Source organism: Mesorhizobium sp. NBSH29 (genome assembly GCF_015500055.1).
In the GTDB taxonomy this organism is placed as follows: domain Bacteria; phylum Pseudomonadota; class Alphaproteobacteria; order Rhizobiales; family Rhizobiaceae; genus Neomesorhizobium.
The window spans coordinates 1,575,999-1,591,697 of the sequence record NZ_CP045492.1 but is presented as its reverse complement, the minus strand read 5'-3'; the positions used below and the strand labels follow the sequence as shown (position 1 = coordinate 1,591,697).

The window sequence follows — 15,699 nt, the reverse complement described above, 5'->3', positions numbered from 1 at the left end:
CTTTTAAACCTACCGTGGCTCAGTCTTGGTAGCACGATAATGGAAAAGGGGCGCCCGAATCTGAGCGCCCCCAATCCGATGACAGGAGCCGGTATTACTCGGTGATGTCGACGCCGTCGAAGGCGAAGTCACCCAGCGGGCTCTGATGGAAGCCGGTCACACCCTTGCGGGCAGGAACGACCGACAGCGAGTGATCAAGCGTCGCCCATGGAGCTTCGCGCTTAAAAATCACCTGCGCTTCTTCGTAGAGCTTAGTGCGCTCGGCTTTGTCGGTGGATTCCTTTGCCTTGGTCACCAGTGCATCGAACTCTTCGTTGCACCACTGCGCACGGTTGTTGCCGCCAATACCATCGCAACCCAGAAGCGTGTCGAGGAAGTTGTCCGGATCACCATTGTCACCGGTCCAGCCCAGCAACACAGCGCCGTCGCGGTCCTTGTCCTTGGAGAGCTTCAGATACTCGGCCCAATCATGGGTTACGATCTCAACCTTCACGCCAACCTTCGCAAAATCCGACTGGATAAGCTCAGCTGCACGACGTGCGTTGAGCATGTATGGACGTGCCACTGGCATAGCCCAGACCTTCATGGAAAGGTCTTTTACGCCAGCATCCTCAAGCATCTTCTTTGCTGCTTCAGGATCATACTTGTCGTCTTCGATCGCATCATTATACGACCACATTGTCGGTGGGATCGGGTTCTTGGCAGGCGTCGCTGCACCCTGGAACACGGCGTCGACGATAGCGGGCTTGTTGATGGCCATGTTGAGTGCCTTGCGGACCTCGACCTTGTCGAACGGAGCCACCAAGGCGTTGTAGGCCAGATAGGCAACGTTCAGGCCTTCCTGCTCCATAACCTGAAGGTCCGGATCAGCCTTCATAGCTTCAACATCTGCTGAGTTTGGATAAGGCATCAAATGGCATTCGCCAGCCTTCAGCTTCTGGTAGCGCACGGCAGCATCGGTGGTGATTGCAAACACCAGATCGTCGATCTTCTGCTTGCCACCCCAATAGTCGGCATTCGACTTAAAGCGGATGACGGCATCCTGCTGATAGGCAACGAATGCGAACGGACCGGTGCCGAGCGGCATCTGGTTGAGCTGTTCCATCTTGCCGTCAGCCTGAAGCTTGTCGGCATATTCCTTCGACATGATCGAAGCGAATGGCATCGCCATGTTTGCCAGAAGCGGAGCTTCCTTGCGCTTGATCTTGAACTTCACCGTCATGTCATCGACCTTTTCGATCGACTCCAGAAGGTCCGGCAGGCCCATGCTGTTGAAGTACTCCCAGGCAGTACCCGCTACATACTGGTGCCAAGGATTGTCTGTCTTCCACTGGCGTTCGTAGGAGAACACCACGTCGTCAGCATTAAGATCACGCGTCGGGGTGAAAAATTCGGTGGTCTGAAACTTGACGCCTGGGCGAATCTTGAACGTGTATTCGAGGCCATCATCAGAAATTTCCCAGCTCTCGGCGAGACCGGCAACCGGGTTCGTCGTGCCGGGCTCGAATTCGAGAAGGCGGTTGTAAACAGTGTGGGCGGCGGCATCGAATGTCGTGCCGGCGGTGTACATCCCTGGATCAAAGCCTTCCGGCGATCCTTCCGAGCAGTAGACGAAGGTCTTGGCGCTGGCTGCACCAGACATCATCGTCGCAGCCAATAACGCGGCCGCAAAACTCGTTTTAATTTTCATTGAGCACTCCCCTGTGTTTTACGGGTCCTATTCCTGGCCCCGGGAAGCGCGCATATAAGCAAAGATTGTTCGGCTTTGGAACTGCTGGTTTGCCTTTCGTATGGTAAGCGGAAGAAAGTTCCACAATTTACCTTAATGGTGCAATTTTTTTCCGAAATCAGTTTCTATCGCGCCGCATAGTGCAAGAAACATGCATGAGGTGTCGATTGCGTATCTGCTTTGGCTTCCCGTGACGTATGGATATGCTGTTGTTCGTGATGATCGGCAGGGAGTTTGAGGCGTGAATAACAGCAAATGGCACAATGAAGTGCTCGCATTCTGGTTCGATGAACTCAAACCTGGCGACTGGTTTTCGGTGAATGCGCAAACCGACGCGACAATACGGGCGCGGTTCGCGGGACTTCATGAGCGACTGATGCAGAACGTGCCGGCGGCAGCACTGCTTGAGCCCGAGCCGGCGCTTGCAGCGGTGATCGTGCTCGATCAGTTTTCGCGCAACATGTATCGCGCAACGGGCAAAGCCTTTGCCTCTGATCCCCTGGCGCTGGCACTGGCGCGGGCGGCGCTTGCGGGAAGTCTGGATCAGCAACTGGACGCTGTGCACAGCAGGTTCCTGTTCATGCCGTTCATGCACTCTGAACATCTGGCGGATCAGGAACGCTGTGTGGAGCTGTTTCAAACGCAAGGGGGCGATTCGCTGAAATATGCCATTGAGCACCGCGATATCATTGCCCGGTTTGGCCGCTTTCCCCATCGCAACAAGGTGCTGGGTCGTGAAACAACCGCCGAAGAGAAAGCGTTTCTGAACGACCATGAAGGCTATGGCCAGTAGACGCAGCGAGAAGCACCGCGCGCCCGGTTGACCGTGCGGCACGACTTGCGCGGCAGCGCTTTGTGACCATAGATAGAAAACATCTGGCCTAACCAGCGGTGCGTTCATCAAGCGCTCCCGGGACAACAGCTCCGGTGGCCGGGCGAGGAAACGACCGATTGACGGCAACGAGGAGAACATCTGTGGCAAAAGCGTCTGACACCAAAGCGGCAGCGAGCAAACAAGCATCCAAAACTGCCGACGCAGCCGGCAAGACGAGTGCCCAGACAGCCGCCAAGACAAAGGCTGCAAAACCTGCGGCCGTGAAGGCCTCCCCTGCTCCAAAGGCTGCTGCAAAACCGGTGGTGAGGACCACGATCAAGACCGCCTCCAAGCCAGCGACCGCCGCCAAACCTGTAGTCCAGCCGGCAGCCAAAACTTCAAAGGCACCAACGAAGCCGGCAGCGAAATCTCCCGGACCGGCCGCTTCCCGAATGCCAGCCGTGAAATCGAAAGCGGCTGCAAAACCGGTGACGAAGACTGCCGCCAAGGCAGACGTTACGAGCAAGCCTGCCGTGCAGGCCAAAGCGGCAAAGGCGCCGACTAAGCCGGCTGCGAAGTCTTCGCCGCCAACCGCTTCCCGGAAGCCCGCCGGCAAATCGAAAACGGCTGCAAAAGCACCGGTCAAGCCGTGGCTTGCGAGCTATCCGCAGGACATGCCGGCCGAACTCGGCCCTCTGCCTGCTGCCTCCATCGGCGATCTGTTGGGAGACGTCTGCAAGCAATATGCCGAGCGTCCCGCCTTTACCTGCATGGGGCAGACCATCACCTATGCAGAGCTCGAACGCGAGGCGACCAAACTGGGCGCTTATTTTCAGTCCAAGGGCCTGAAGAAGGGCGCACGGATCGCCATCATGATGCCTAACGTGCTGCAATATCCCGTTGCCCTGATGGGCATCTTGAGGGCCGGGTTCGTGGTGGTGAATGTCAATCCGCTCTACACGCCGCGCGAACTGGAGCACCAGCTCAAGGATTCTGGCGCGGAAGCGATTATCATCCTGGAGAATTTTGCGAGCACGCTGCAAGCCGTGATCAAGAAAACTCCGGTGCGCCACGTCATCGTCGCAGCGATGGGCGACATGCTCGGCACCGTCAAAGGTACTATCGTCAATCTGGTCGTGCGGCGGGTGAAGAAGCTCGTTCCGGCATGGTCGCTGCCGGGACACGTGCTTTTCAAGCAGGCGCTTCAGGAGGGTGACACCAAAGCGCTTCTGCCGCCGCAGGTCGGCCCGGACGATCTGGCATTCTTGCAATATACCGGCGGCACCACTGGTGTTTCCAAGGGCGCCATGCTGCTCCACCGCAATGTGCTGGCCAATGTCACCCAGAACCTTTTGTGGATGGAGACGGCCTATATCAAGAAGCCGCGACCGGCGACCCTGACCTTTGCCTGCGCGCTGCCGCTTTATCACATCTACGCACTGACGGTGAACGCGCTGATGGGCATGCAGCAGGGCGGCCACAACATCCTCATCCCCAACCCGCGCGACATTCCGGCCTTCGTCAAGGAACTGGGAAAATATTCGATCAACATCTTCCCCGGCCTCAACACGCTGTTTAACGCGCTGTTGAACAATGAGGACTTCCGCAAGCTGGATTTCAAGCCAATGCTGCTGACTTTTGGCGGCGGCATGGCTGTGCAGTCGGCAGTGGCGGAGCGCTGGCAGCAGCTCACCGGCATCGTCATCTCGGAAGGCTACGGCCTTTCCGAAACGGCGCCGGTGGCAACCGCAAACCGGTTTGATGCCGACACGTTCTCGGGCACGATCGGCCTGCCTATCCCCTCGACCGAAATCTCGATTCGCGACGATGACGGCAAGGTGCTGCCGTTGGGCGAAGCGGGCGAGATTTGCATCAAGGGTCCGCAGGTCATGGCGGGTTACTGGAACCAGCCGGAGGAAACCGCCAAGGTGATGACCTCTGACGGATTTTTCAAATCCGGCGATATCGGCATCATGGACCGGCGCGGCTATACCAAGATCGTTGACCGCAAGAAGGACATGATCCTTGTGTCGGGCTTCAACGTCTATCCCAATGAGCTGGAGGATCTGGTTGCCAAGCATCCGGGCGTGCTGGAAGTGGCAGCTGTCGGGGTCCCCGATGAACACTCGGGCGAAGTGCCTAAACTCTTCGTGGTCAAAAAAGACCCGAACCTGACGGCCGAGGAACTGATCTCCTACTGCCGCGAGAACCTCACCGGCTACAAGCGCCCGCGCCACATCGAGTTTCGCGACGAACTGCCGAAGACGAATGTCGGCAAGATCCTTCGGCGCGAACTGCGCAAATAAGATCCGACAAATATTACCCGGGTGATATTGACTCCAATTTCACCCGGGTATAATTGCGTCTCCACATGATGGAGCAGACGCAAATGCATTCCCCTAATTACACCGCGTTCGAGGGTGAACGCATCATTGCGAGCGGCACCCTTGGCCGCGTCGCTGGCCGCGTCACTGCAGCCGCTGCGGGAAAAACCCTTCCCTTGCTGGTATTCGATGACGGTACCGGAAAGGTTTTTGATCTTGACCTGTCGGGTACGGCAGAAGCGCTCGAACTACGCTATGGTGATGCCGATCCCGTGCCGGAAGCAGAGGCTCCGCGAGGGCGCGGAAGACCAAAGCTTGGTGTTGTGGCGCGTGAGGTCACGCTGTTGCCGCGCCATTGGGACTGGCTGAACACCCAGCCTGGCGGAGCGTCCGTTGCCTTGCGCAAGCTGGTGGAGAACGCGCGTCGCGCCGGTGCCAACCGCGATGGACAGCGCGCAGCGCAGGACCGCGCCTATGCCTTCATGAGCGCAATGGCCGGCAATTATCCTGATTTTGAGGATGCCATCCGGGCGCTATTCAAGGGCGACCATTCCGAATTGGAGCGCCTTTCGCAGAACTGGCCGACCGATGTCCGGGATTATGCCCTTCGGCTGGCTGTACCGCCGTTCGACTAAGCGCACCGCCTTGAAGGCGGTGCGAAAGTTTTGCACACAGAGTGATAATTTCCATTGCGACCGCATAAGGGCGCTTTCCATATACCCGGTCGCTCGCTAATGTACGTCTATCCAAAGCGCTTTGAGGGATTTGAAATGGCGATCCGAACCACCGTCTGGGGAGAAAACGTGCATGAGCAGGAGAACACTGTTGTGCAGGGGCTTTACCCGGATGGCATGCATGCAACGATTGCCGGTGCACTCAACGAGCATCCATCCATCAAAGCGGTGACTGCGACCCTGCAGGAACCGGAACATGGGTTAACCGTGAAGCGGCTGGCCGAGACGGATGTTTTGGTGTGGTGGGGCCACGCCGCGCATGGCGATGTTGACGATGCCATCGTCGAGCGCGTGCAGCAGCGCGTTTGGGAAGGGATGGGGCTGATCGTGCTCCACTCAGGGCATTTCTCCAAAATCTTCAAGCGGCTGATGGGCACGCCCTGCTCGCTGAAATGGCGTGAGGCGGGCGAGCGTGAGCGGATCTGGGTGATCAATCGCAACCATCCGATCGCACGCGGGCTGCCCGACCATTTCGAGCTCGACATGGAAGAGATGTATAGCGAGGCCTTTACGGTGCCCGAGCCGATGGAAACAGTTTTCATCTCCTGGTTCGAAGGCGGCGAGGTTTTTCGTTCGGGCCTCACCTACCAGCGCGGCGCGGGCAAGCTGTTCTATTTCCGTCCCGGCCACGAGACCTACCCGACCTATCACGATGCAAACGTTTGCCAGGTGCTGCGCAATGCAGTGGAGTGGGCATACAATCCCGCGCCGGCCTGGACCTCGATTGCCACCGCTCCCAACGTGCCGGTTGAAAGCGCTTTGGAGCCGCTGGTCGAAAAAGGCCCCAAGCTTCATGCCGCAGGTGAAGAAGGGTTCCGCTGATGCACCGTCTGCTCCTGCTTGGCACCGGTGGAATTGCAAGCCACCATGTCGAGGAATTTGCAGCCCTGCCCGAGTGCTCCTTCGTCGCCTGCGCCGATCCGGTGCCGGGCCGGGCTCAGGCGTTTGCCGCAAAGCACGGCATTCCGCATTATTTCGAGAGCCTTGAGGCGGCGATTGCATGGGGCGCATTTGACGCTGCCTGCAACGCGACGCCGGACGGTGTGCACATGGAGACCACGCTGGCACTGCTGGCTGCCGGCAAACATGTGTTTTGCGAAAAGCCGCTGGCCCCCAGCTATCCCGATGCGATGCGCATGGTGGAAGCGGCGGAAGCTGCCGGGCTGATCAACATGGTCAACCTCACCTATCGCAATTCGCCAGCATTGCAAAAAGCGCGTGCCATGGTTGAGGCCGGTGATATTGGCGACTTACGGCATTGCAGCGCCGACTATCTGCAGAGCTGGCTTGTGGGCAAGCAATGGGGCGACTGGCGGGCGGATGACAAATGGCTGTGGCGCCTGTCCAAGGCGCATGGCTCGACCGGCGTGTTGGGCGATGTCGGCGTGCATATCCTCGATTTTGCCACCTATTGCGCCGGCGAAACAATGGCCAGCCTCTATGCCGACCTTGCCGTCTTCCCGAAAGCCGTGGGCGACCGAATCGGCGACTATGATCTCGATGCCAACGACAGCGTCGTCATCACCGGGCGTATGCAATCGGGCGCGCTGGCAACGGTTACAGCAACGCGGTTTGCAACCGGACGCGCCAATGATCTCATCCTCACGCTTTCGGGCACGAAGGGTGCGGTGCGGGTCGAGACCGATGGGCAGACCTCCAAACTCACCGCCTGTCTTGGTGCCGACGTCGACACCAGTCAGTGGCAAGTTATCGAAACGCCTGCGGTGAAACGCAATGCGCGCCGGTTTGCCGATGCGCTCCATTCCGGTGTCAATGGCGATCCATCCTTCCGCCGTGCCGCCGAGATCCAGAAGCTGATCGACGCGGCCTTCGCCAGTGGCTCAACGGGCAGACCACTACCGATTAAGCCGGTCGATTGACGTCTGTTGCCGGCCCATGCGACAGGTTTTTCGAATTGTCGCGGGAGGGCCGTCACCACATGTCTCAGGAACCAGTACTCGTCGAGATGCGCGGCGGCGTGTGCCTCATGACGCTGAACCGGCCGGAACGGCTCAACGCTTTCAACGAAGCGCAGCATCTGGCGCTGCGAGCCGCGCTCACCACCTGCGCCGTAGACACGGCTTGCCGGGTCGTGCTTTTGACCGGAGCAGGTCGCGGTTTTTGCGCGGGCCAGGACCTTGGCGACCGAGATCCCGCCAAGTCGAGCGAACGGCCCGATCTCGGCGCCACGCTCGAAACCTTTTACAATCCGCTGGTGCGCCAGCTGCGGGCGCTGCAGAAGCCTGTTGTGTGCGCTGTCAACGGAGTGGCTGCCGGTGCCGGCGCCAATATTGCCTTCGCCTGCGATATCGTATTGGCGGCCAAATCGGCAAAGTTCATCCAGGCGTTTTCGAAGATCGGGCTGGTGCCGGATTCTGGCGGCACGTGGTGGCTCACCCGGCATTTGGGGGAAGCGCGCGCCAAGGCGTTGGCGCTGACGGCTTTTCCCCTGCCCGCCGAACAGGCAGCGGAATGGGGGCTCATCTGGCGCGCGGTTGACGATGATAGTCTGATGGACGAGGCGATGGTGCTGGCCAACCAATTGGCGGAGGGCCCGCCGCTCGCCTATGCGCTGACCAAGCAGGCGATGCAGGCGGCAGCCGACAACAATCTCGATGCTCAGCTGGACCTCGAACGCGATCTGCAACGGCAAGCCGGGCGGTCTGATGATTACCGCGAAGGCGTCGCCGCCTTCATAGAAAAGCGCAAGGCGGCTTTTGCGGGCCGCTAGTGGTCAAGCGACCGGCGTTTCGCCGCCGCTGACCTTCTGATTGAAGCTGGCAAAAAATTCGCCGGCCAGCTTCTTCGATGTGGAGCTGATGAGGCGGCTGCCCAGCTGCGCGATCTTGCCGCCGACGTCGGCTTTTGCCTCGTATTTCAGCAACGTAATCCCGGGCTCAATCTCTGACAGCATCACATCCGCACCGCCCTTGGCGAAGCCTGCGATGCCGCCCTTGCCCTCGCCTGTGATGGTGTAGGAGTGTGGCGGGTTGAGGTTCGACAGCGTCACCTCACCGGCAAAGGTCGCCTTGATCGGCCCAATTTTCAGGACCACGGTTGCCGCCATTTCGGTCGGCGATTTCATGTCGAGGTTCTGGCAGCCGGGAATGCAGGCCTCCAGGACTTCAGGATCGTTCAGCGCTTCCCAGACCGTCTGGACAGGCGCCGTGATACGTTCCTCGCCTTCGATGATCAGGGCCATGTTTTCCTCCGGTGCACTGCATTTAGGGAAGAGGTAGCGGCAGGGGGGCGGCTTGTCTATCCGTCTCGTTCAGCCACCGGGGTCTGGAATTTTCAGCGAATGGCCGCACGCCTTGCAATGCACCGCATCGAGGTCATGGCGTTGCAGCGCGCATTGCGGACATGGAAACAGCACCTTGTTGGGCTTGAAAATCGACTGCGCCAACCGCACGAACAGCGAGATGCCGATAATCATGGTGACGATCGAGGTGAGCTTTCCCCAGACGCCCGGCAGCACGATGTCGCCGAAACCGGTCGTGGTCACGGTGGCGACCGTGAAATAGAGCGCATCGACATAGGCTTCGCCACCGCCCTGAGAGCGAAAGAAGAAGGTGTAGACGAAGCCTGTGACGATGAACAAAAACGTCAGAAGGTTGATCACGGCATGGGTGCTGGCGCGCCACTCGTTGAGCCCCAGCCGATGCAGCGCGCGCCACAGGAAGCCGGTGCGTGACAGCGACCACAGGCGCAGGATGCGCAGGAAGCCGAGATTGGCGAGCGTTGCTGGAAACAGCAGCGTCAGAAGAATGAAAATATCCACCCACACCGTCGGCTGGCGCAACTGGCGGGTGATGTTGTTGGAGGCAAGCAGGCGGGCGGTAATGTCGCCGGCCAGCAGCAGGGCCACGGCATAATCGAGCCACAGGAAGGTGGCCGATTCCTGCAATACCGGCGTGGCGATGAAGAAGGCCAGAATGGCGACATCGATGATGATCACCGCCAGCTGGAAGCGCGTCGCCTCTGGTGTGCGGCCATTGTAGAGCAGGCGCAGCCTGTTGCGCAGGCTCCCAAGCCTGCCATCGTGGGGGTGAATGTTGTTATCGTGAGCCATCCGGCTAGGCGATAGCGCCGCTGGCCCGCAACGTCCAGTGGAAAGGATATCGATGCACCGTTGCCGGGATAAAGGCCGCGTCTATTCCAGCATAACGATAGCTTCCACTTCGAAGAGCATCGGGTCGATTGCAAGCTTTGGAACGGGTACCAGTGTCTGTGCCGGCAGCGCCTTGCCGAACATTTCCGTGACGCTGCTGGTTAGCACTTCGAGCTTCGACATGTCGTGATCGACCACGAAAATCGTGAGCTTGGCGACCTGATCCGGTCTTGCGCCAAGCGCATCAAGGGCGGTGCGCAAATTTGCATAGGCCTGCTTCACCTGGACAGCGAAGTCGGGCGACAGTGCACCGGTGCTGTCCTGGCCGCCCTGCCCGGAGATGTAAGCCACCCGCGCGTTGTTCGGTACGATCACCGCTGTGCTGTACCCGTTTGGCGACGGGTCATAGAGGGTTTTCGGATTGACGATGGTCAGCTTGGTTTCATTTTCCAGCGCTGCCGTCGCTGTAGGAACTCCAGACGCCATGATGATGATCGCTCCAATAAGAAGGTTGTTGATTGCACGGGACATGAGTTTCGCCTGCCTTGAGGAACCGTAACTGTCTTCGACGGCGTCGATAACAGCTAACCGCATCACACGGCTGGCCTTTTAGTACACTGTACGAAACTTTACATCGTACAGTGTACCAGTCAAGCCCCCAGGGTCGACATTGATGACATTGCTGGCCTACATCAGTGGCTCTGGGCAGAGTAAGGACAGATGGTAACCAAGCGCATCGGCGTCTCGAGCAAGCAGGACAAGCGCAGCAGCGCGTCGCCCCGGACTATCGAGGATGAGAACCGCGAACCGCCTCTCTCGCTGGACCGTATCGTCTCCACCGCTGTGGAAATGCTGGACACTGACGGCGTCGACCGCTTGTCGATGCGTCGGTTGGCCGAGCGTCTCGGTGCTGGTGCGATGAGCCTTTACTGGCACGTCGACAACAAGGACGCGGTCTTTGATCTCGCTCTCGATTCGGTGCTCGAATATCGCGCGCGTCCGAACATGAATGCGTCGCAAGACTGGCGCAGCCATGTGCATGATATGCTCAACGACTGGCGTGCCTGTATGCTGCGCCACCCCTGGTCGGCATCGCTGCTGCCGCGCCGCGCTCTTGGCCCGAGCATCCTCACGCGGCTGGAATTGCTGAGCTGCACCCTGTCCAATGCCGGAGTTCCGGATGCGGAGTTGAACGTCGCTATATGGTCGCTCTGGAACTATGTCATGGGCGCGACCGTCACCCGGGCGAGTTTCCCGGACGACAAGGCTGCCTCGGAGCCGCCATACCAAAGCGAACTCTACCCGACAATCGAACGCTCGCGCCTGCTTCTGGACGGCGATTGGGACGGCGCTTTCCAGAAAGGCCTTGGCTTCCTGCTTGATGGCCTGTCGCCGAAGCCCTAAACAGCCCGGCTCACGGCGTGGCAGGCTTGGTCGGGAAGATCAGGCCTTCGGCTTTTTGCGGGTGACCTTATAGACCTCCCCGGCTTTGTCGTAGGTTGTCCATTCGCCCGCGGGTTCACCGTTTTCGAAGCTGCCTGAACGCAGACGCGTGCCGTCGCGGCGGAACCATTGCCAATAGCCGATGGGCTCGCCAACCTTGGTCTGCCCGCGCACCCACAGGCTGCCATCCTTATGCTTCTTGATGAAGGGATCAGTCATCGGGTCCTCCATTCAGCTCACCCCACGTGGCACGTTTTCGGGCGGTACCTCGTCCACCACTTTCTGGCGATGGACGATGAACAGGCCAGCGAAAACGACAATGACTGAGCCCACAAGGATGCGTGGACCGGGCACATCGCCGAAGAATACCAGGCCAAAAATCACTGCCCATAAAAGCAAGGTATAATGCAGCGGAGCCAGCGTCGAGGCCGGTGCGAATTTCAGCGCGCGGGTGATCATCAGATGCGCACCACAGGAGACGACGCCGAGCAGAAGCATCGCACCAAGGTCGAGCGCACCGGGGCTGTTCCAGTTGCCGATCGTCAAAATTCCGCCGACGATAATCGTGCCGATGGTCTGCCAGGTTACCAGCGTCGTGTCGCTGGTGCCGCGCAGATAACGGTTCAGAATAATCGCGCCGGCGAAAGAAATGCTGCCCACCAGAGCGAAGATAGACGCAAGCGAAAATGCGGCGGACGACGGTTGCAGCATGACCAGCACACCACAGAAGCCGAGCACGATAGCTGCCCAGCGACGCCAGCCGACCTTTTCACCCAGCACAAGATGCGACAGTGCCGCCACGTAGATCGGTCCGGCCATGTAAAAACTCATCACATCGGCCAGCGGCAGATAGACCACGGCTGCGTAAAACAACGCCGTGTCCGTCGTGGTCATCACCACCCGCAGCACCTGTAGCCATGGGCTGTCTATGCGCAGCAACTGACGCGGGCCCTGGCGGGCAATCAGCGGGCCGAGCAGGAAAAACGCACCGAGCGAGCGGATCAGCACTACCTGGCCGACCGAGAATGAGGCGACCAGCCATTTGCCCATAGCGTCGTTGAGGGCAAACAGGAAGTCGCCGCCTAGCATCAGCAGAATGCCGGCAAGCAAGGCCGTATTGCCAGACAGGAGGCCGCTCTTCTTCAGTGCCTTCATCATGGCCGCCTCCCCGCATTGTTTTCAGTGCCAACGCCTAAAACGTCGTTAGCCCGGGAGACTGGCTTTGGCGAGAGGCTTTGGCTGTGATGGCCATCTGCTTACAGTCTTCGCTCGACGCTGTCTGGCCGACCGTCGAGTGTCAGTGTCGTCACGCGCTTCTGTTTCTCGGCGACGATTTTGCCGCGTGAGATGACGCACAGCCGGTCTGGGCGCAGGCGTATCGCCTCGACCGAACTGCCAGCATCGAGCACCACAAGGCTGGCGCGCTTGCCGACTTCGAGGCCGAGATGGTCGAGCCCCATGATCGCGGCATTGACGCCGGTCACCATGTCGAAGCAGTGCGCCATGTCGGCAGGGCTGGTCATCTGGCCCACGTGCAGGCCCATGAAGGCGACGTCCAGCATGTCGGCGGTGCCAAGCGGATACCATGGGTCGAGCACACAATCCTGGCCGAAGCCAACGCGGATGCCGGCCGCAATCATTTCCGGTACGCGGGTCATGCCGCGACGCTTGGGATAGGTGTCGTGGCGACCCTGGATCACAATGTTGATCAGCGGGTTGGGGATGGCCGAAACGCCGGCTTCGGCAATCAGCGGCAGAAGCTTGGAGACATAATAATTGTCCATTGAGTGCATCGAGCTGAGGTGCGATCCGGCGACGCGCCCCGACAGGCCGAGACGCTGGGTCTCATAGGCCAGCTGCTCGATGTGACGCGACAGCGGGTCGTCGGTCTCGTCGCAATGCATGTCGACCATCAGGCCCCGCTTTTCGGCAATCTCGCAAAGCTCCGTCACCGAGCGCGTGCCATCGGCCATGGTGCGCTCGAAGTGCGGAATGCCACCGACCACATCCACGCCAAGGTCGAGCGCGCGTAGCGTGTTTTGCCGCGCCGTGGCAGAGCGGTAAAAGCCGTCCTGCGGAAAGGCTACCAGTTGCAGGTCGAGATAGGGGGCGACTTCTTTTTGCACCTCGAGCAGCGCTTCGACGGCCAGCAGCCGGTCGTCGCAGACATCGACATGGGTGCGGATGGCCAGCAGCCCCATCGAGACGGCCCAGTCGCAATAGCGGAGCGCTCGCTGCTTCACCGCCTCATGGGTGAGCAGCGGCTTCAGTTCTCCCCATAGCGCGATGCCTTCCAGAAGCGTGCCGGAAGCGTTGATGCGCGGCAGACCGTAGGAAAGCGTGGCATCCATGTGGAAATGCGGGTCGACGAAAGGTGACGCCACGAGGTTCCCAGCCGCATCGACCGTGGTGCCTGCTGTTCCTTCCAGCCGTGGCGCGATGGCGACAATGGCTTCGCCCTTGATGCCTATATCGGCGACGGTGCCGTCTGGCAGTGTGCCGCCCTTCACAAGAATATCGAAGCCGCTCATCGTTCGCCCTTTTGATACGGCACCATCAGCGCCTTTGGATAACTTGCGCGCCGCGATACCAGAACCAGCGCGGCGATGGAAAGCACATAGGGCATCATCAGGAACAGCTGGTAGGGCACCACGCCGCCAGAGAGTTGTTGCAGGCGCACCTGATAGGCATCGAAGGCGGCAAACAAAAGCGCGCCGAGCAGCGCCTTGCCCGGTCGCCAGGAACCAAACACAACCAGCGCAATGCAGATCCAGCCACGGCCATTGATCATGCCGAAGAAGAAGGAGTTGAACGCAGACATGGTCAAGAAGGCACCGCCGATCGCCATCAGCGCACTGCCGGTCACCACCGCACCCATGCGAATGGCGGTGGCGCTAATTCCCTGTGCTTCCGCCGCTGCGGGGTTTTCGCCAACGGCGCGCACAGCCAGCCCAAGCGGCGTGCGGTAAAGTACCCAGGTGACGAGGACCACCGCGACAAAGGCCAGATAGGTCAGCGGCGTCTGGGTAAACACCGCCTCGCCCAGCACGGGGATGTTGGACAGGCCGGGAATCGCCAGCGGCTGGAACGGCTCGATCTTGGGCGGCGAGGTCACTTCCGGAAGCGCCAGCCGGTATGTGAAGGAAGTCAGGCTGATGGCCAGAAGCGTGATGCCAATTCCCACCACATGCTGCGACAGACCAAGCGGCACGGTAAGCGTTGCGTGGACAAGGCCGAAGGCAGCGCCGGCAAGTGCTGCCACTGCCACACCGGTCCACAGATCGCCGCCCGAATAGACAGTGAACCAGCCGGCAAACGCGCCAACCGTCATAATGCCCTCGATGCCAAGGTTCAGCACCCCGGCGCGCTCGCAGATCAGTTCGCCAAGCGTGGCAAAGATCAGCGGCGAGGCAATGCGAATAACGGCAGCCCAGAATGAGGCGGTAAGCAGGATGTCGAAGACTTCCATCACCGCCACCTCAACCTGAAGCGGGAAAACAACAGCGCCGTCACCATCGACAACAGCGCGGTCGCGACCATGACATCTGCAATGTAGCTCGGCACACCAGCTGAACGGCTCATCGCGTCGGCGCCGACAAAAATACCGGCCACGAAGATGGCTGCCACCACCACGCCGGCAGGGTTCAGCATGGCCAGCATCGCCACCACGATGCCTGAATAGCCATAGCCCGGCGAGAGGTCGAGGGTGAGGTTGCCTTTCAATCCGGCAACTTCGGAAAACCCGGCCAGCGCTGCCAGGCCGCCTGAAAGCAGCGCCGTCTTCATCAAGACGCGGTTGACGGGAATGCCGGCAAAGGCAGCCGCCTGAGGGTTATGGCCAACCGCGCGCATTTCGAAGCCAAGAACCATCTTTTTCATCACCACCCAGACCAGGACTGCGGCAGCGAGCGCCAGCACAAAGCCGTAATGCAGCCGCTTGCCGGCGATGATGCGCGGCAATTGGGCATCGGCGATCACTTTGGTCGATTGCGGCCAGCCCATGCCCATCGGGTCTTTCAATGGCCCCTCGAGCAACATGGAAACTAACAGCAGCATGATGAAATTCAGCAAAAGCGTTGTCACCACCTCGTCGACGCCGAAGCGCGTTTTGAGAACCGCAGGTCCCAGAAGCAAAAGCGCGCCGGCCGCCATCGCCGCGATCATAATCAGCGGCAGGAGCAGGAAGGCAGGCAGCGGCAGCGCGCCGGCGCCCAGCACCACCGTAATTACCGCACCGGCATAAAGCTGCGCCTCCGCACCGATATTCCAGAGTTTGGCGCGGAAGGCGACCGCGATAGCAAGTCCGGTGAAGATCAGCGGGGTTGCGCGCGTCAGCGTCTCAAGGAGTGCAAACTGGGAGCCGGCAGCACCCTTGAACACCAGATAGAAAACCGAGAGCGGCGAGGCGCCCGCAGCCAGCGCCAGAAGCGAGGCGACCAATCCAGTAACAAGCAGCGCCGCCAGAGGATAGGCCAGCGTCGCAACGGCCGACGGCGTCGGTTTGGGCTCAAGCCGCATGGACATGTCCCTGATGTGGTGCGACG

The 15,699-nt window shown here is 60.0% G+C and carries 17 protein-coding genes; 7 read left to right on the top strand and 10 right to left on the bottom strand.

What is annotated here, in order from left to right; translation table 11 throughout:
• Positions 1 to 94: 94 nt before the first annotated feature.
• Entirely contained in the window at positions 95 to 1,690 is a 1,596-nt protein-coding gene (locus tag GA830_RS07950) for an ABC transporter substrate-binding protein (RefSeq protein WP_195164503.1), read from the bottom strand.
• Between the two features lie 280 nt (positions 1,691 to 1,970).
• Here GA830_RS07950 and GA830_RS07945 point away from each other — a divergent pair, with 280 nt between their 5' ends.
• Complete coding sequence (locus GA830_RS07945) at positions 1,971 to 2,522, top strand: DUF924 family protein (RefSeq protein ID WP_195164502.1); 552 nt, start codon at positions 1,971 to 1,973, stop codon at positions 2,520 to 2,522.
• Between the two features lie 88 nt (positions 2,523 to 2,610).
• Here the strand turns inward: GA830_RS07945 and GA830_RS19950 are convergent, their stop codons facing one another.
• Positions 2,611 to 3,189 carry a hypothetical protein gene (locus GA830_RS19950; RefSeq protein WP_258045602.1) on the bottom strand — a complete coding sequence of 193 codons (579 nt, stop codon included), beginning with the start codon at positions 3,187 to 3,189 and terminating at the stop codon, positions 2,611 to 2,613.
• A 28-nt stretch (positions 3,190 to 3,217) separates the two neighbouring features.
• On the opposite strand from GA830_RS19950, the gene GA830_RS07940 reads away from it, so the two are divergent.
• The 5 genes from GA830_RS07940 (at position 3,218) to paaG (ending at position 8,332) form a co-directional block, all read left to right on the top strand.
• Positions 3,218 to 4,849: a long-chain-fatty-acid--CoA ligase gene (locus GA830_RS07940; RefSeq protein WP_258045601.1), complete on the top strand. Its 1,632-nt coding sequence runs from the start codon at positions 3,218 to 3,220 to the stop codon at positions 4,847 to 4,849.
• An 83-nt stretch (positions 4,850 to 4,932) separates the two neighbouring features.
• Entirely contained in the window at positions 4,933 to 5,502 is a 570-nt protein-coding gene (locus GA830_RS07935) for a DUF2239 family protein (protein ID WP_195164501.1), read from the top strand.
• A gap of 135 nt (positions 5,503 to 5,637) precedes the next feature.
• Positions 5,638 to 6,423 (top strand): ThuA domain-containing protein, encoded by a 786-nt coding sequence (locus GA830_RS07930; protein ID WP_195164500.1) that lies wholly within the window; start codon positions 5,638 to 5,640, stop codon positions 6,421 to 6,423.
• Entirely contained in the window at positions 6,423 to 7,481 is a 1,059-nt protein-coding gene (locus GA830_RS07925; RefSeq protein ID WP_195164499.1) for a Gfo/Idh/MocA family protein, read from the top strand. Before GA830_RS07930 ends, GA830_RS07925 begins: the two co-directional genes overlap by 1 nt.
• A 59-nt stretch (positions 7,482 to 7,540) precedes the next feature.
• Positions 7,541 to 8,332, top strand: coding sequence for a 2-(1,2-epoxy-1,2-dihydrophenyl)acetyl-CoA isomerase PaaG (gene paaG / locus GA830_RS07920; protein ID WP_195164498.1), 792 nt, complete (start codon positions 7,541 to 7,543; stop codon positions 8,330 to 8,332).
• A gap of 3 nt (positions 8,333 to 8,335) precedes the next feature.
• On the opposite strand, the gene GA830_RS07915 is transcribed toward paaG, so the two are convergent.
• The 3 genes from GA830_RS07915 to GA830_RS07905 form a co-directional block, all read right to left on the bottom strand.
• A complete protein-coding gene (locus GA830_RS07915; RefSeq protein WP_195164497.1) occupies positions 8,336 to 8,803 on the bottom strand; it encodes an SRPBCC family protein in 468 nt (155 codons plus the stop codon).
• A gap of 69 nt (positions 8,804 to 8,872) precedes the next feature.
• On the bottom strand, positions 8,873 to 9,673 hold the full coding sequence (locus tag GA830_RS07910) for a potassium channel family protein (protein ID WP_195164496.1): 801 nt from the start codon (positions 9,671 to 9,673) through the stop codon (positions 8,873 to 8,875).
• An 81-nt stretch (positions 9,674 to 9,754) separates the two neighbouring features.
• Positions 9,755 to 10,243, bottom strand: coding sequence for a RidA family protein (locus GA830_RS07905; RefSeq protein WP_195164495.1), 489 nt, complete (start codon positions 10,241 to 10,243; stop codon positions 9,755 to 9,757).
• A 189-nt stretch (positions 10,244 to 10,432) separates the two neighbouring features.
• Between GA830_RS07905 and GA830_RS07900 the strand changes: the two genes are divergently transcribed.
• Positions 10,433 to 11,116, top strand: coding sequence for a TetR/AcrR family transcriptional regulator (locus GA830_RS07900; RefSeq protein WP_195164494.1), 684 nt, complete (start codon positions 10,433 to 10,435; stop codon positions 11,114 to 11,116).
• A 39-nt stretch (positions 11,117 to 11,155) separates the two neighbouring features.
• On the opposite strand, the gene GA830_RS07895 is transcribed toward GA830_RS07900, so the two are convergent.
• The 5 genes from GA830_RS07895 to GA830_RS07875 form a co-directional block, all read right to left on the bottom strand.
• On the bottom strand, positions 11,156 to 11,374 hold the full coding sequence (locus GA830_RS07895) for a hypothetical protein (RefSeq protein ID WP_195164493.1): 219 nt from the start codon (positions 11,372 to 11,374) through the stop codon (positions 11,156 to 11,158).
• Between the two features lie 12 nt (positions 11,375 to 11,386).
• Positions 11,387 to 12,310, bottom strand: coding sequence for a DMT family transporter (locus tag GA830_RS07890; RefSeq protein ID WP_195164842.1), 924 nt, complete (start codon positions 12,308 to 12,310; stop codon positions 11,387 to 11,389).
• Between the two features lie 101 nt (positions 12,311 to 12,411).
• A complete protein-coding gene (locus tag GA830_RS07885; protein WP_195164492.1) occupies positions 12,412 to 13,686 on the bottom strand; it encodes an amidohydrolase family protein in 1,275 nt (424 codons plus the stop codon).
• Complete coding sequence (locus GA830_RS07880; RefSeq protein ID WP_195164491.1) at positions 13,683 to 14,624, bottom strand: ABC transporter permease; 942 nt, start codon at positions 14,622 to 14,624, stop codon at positions 13,683 to 13,685. Before GA830_RS07880 ends, GA830_RS07885 begins: the two co-directional genes overlap by 4 nt.
• Positions 14,624 to 15,673, bottom strand: a complete 1,050-nt coding sequence (locus tag GA830_RS07875) for an ABC transporter permease (protein ID WP_195164490.1) — start codon at positions 15,671 to 15,673, stop codon at positions 14,624 to 14,626. Before GA830_RS07875 ends, GA830_RS07880 begins: the two co-directional genes overlap by 1 nt.
• Between the last annotated feature and the right edge of the window lie 26 nt (positions 15,674 to 15,699).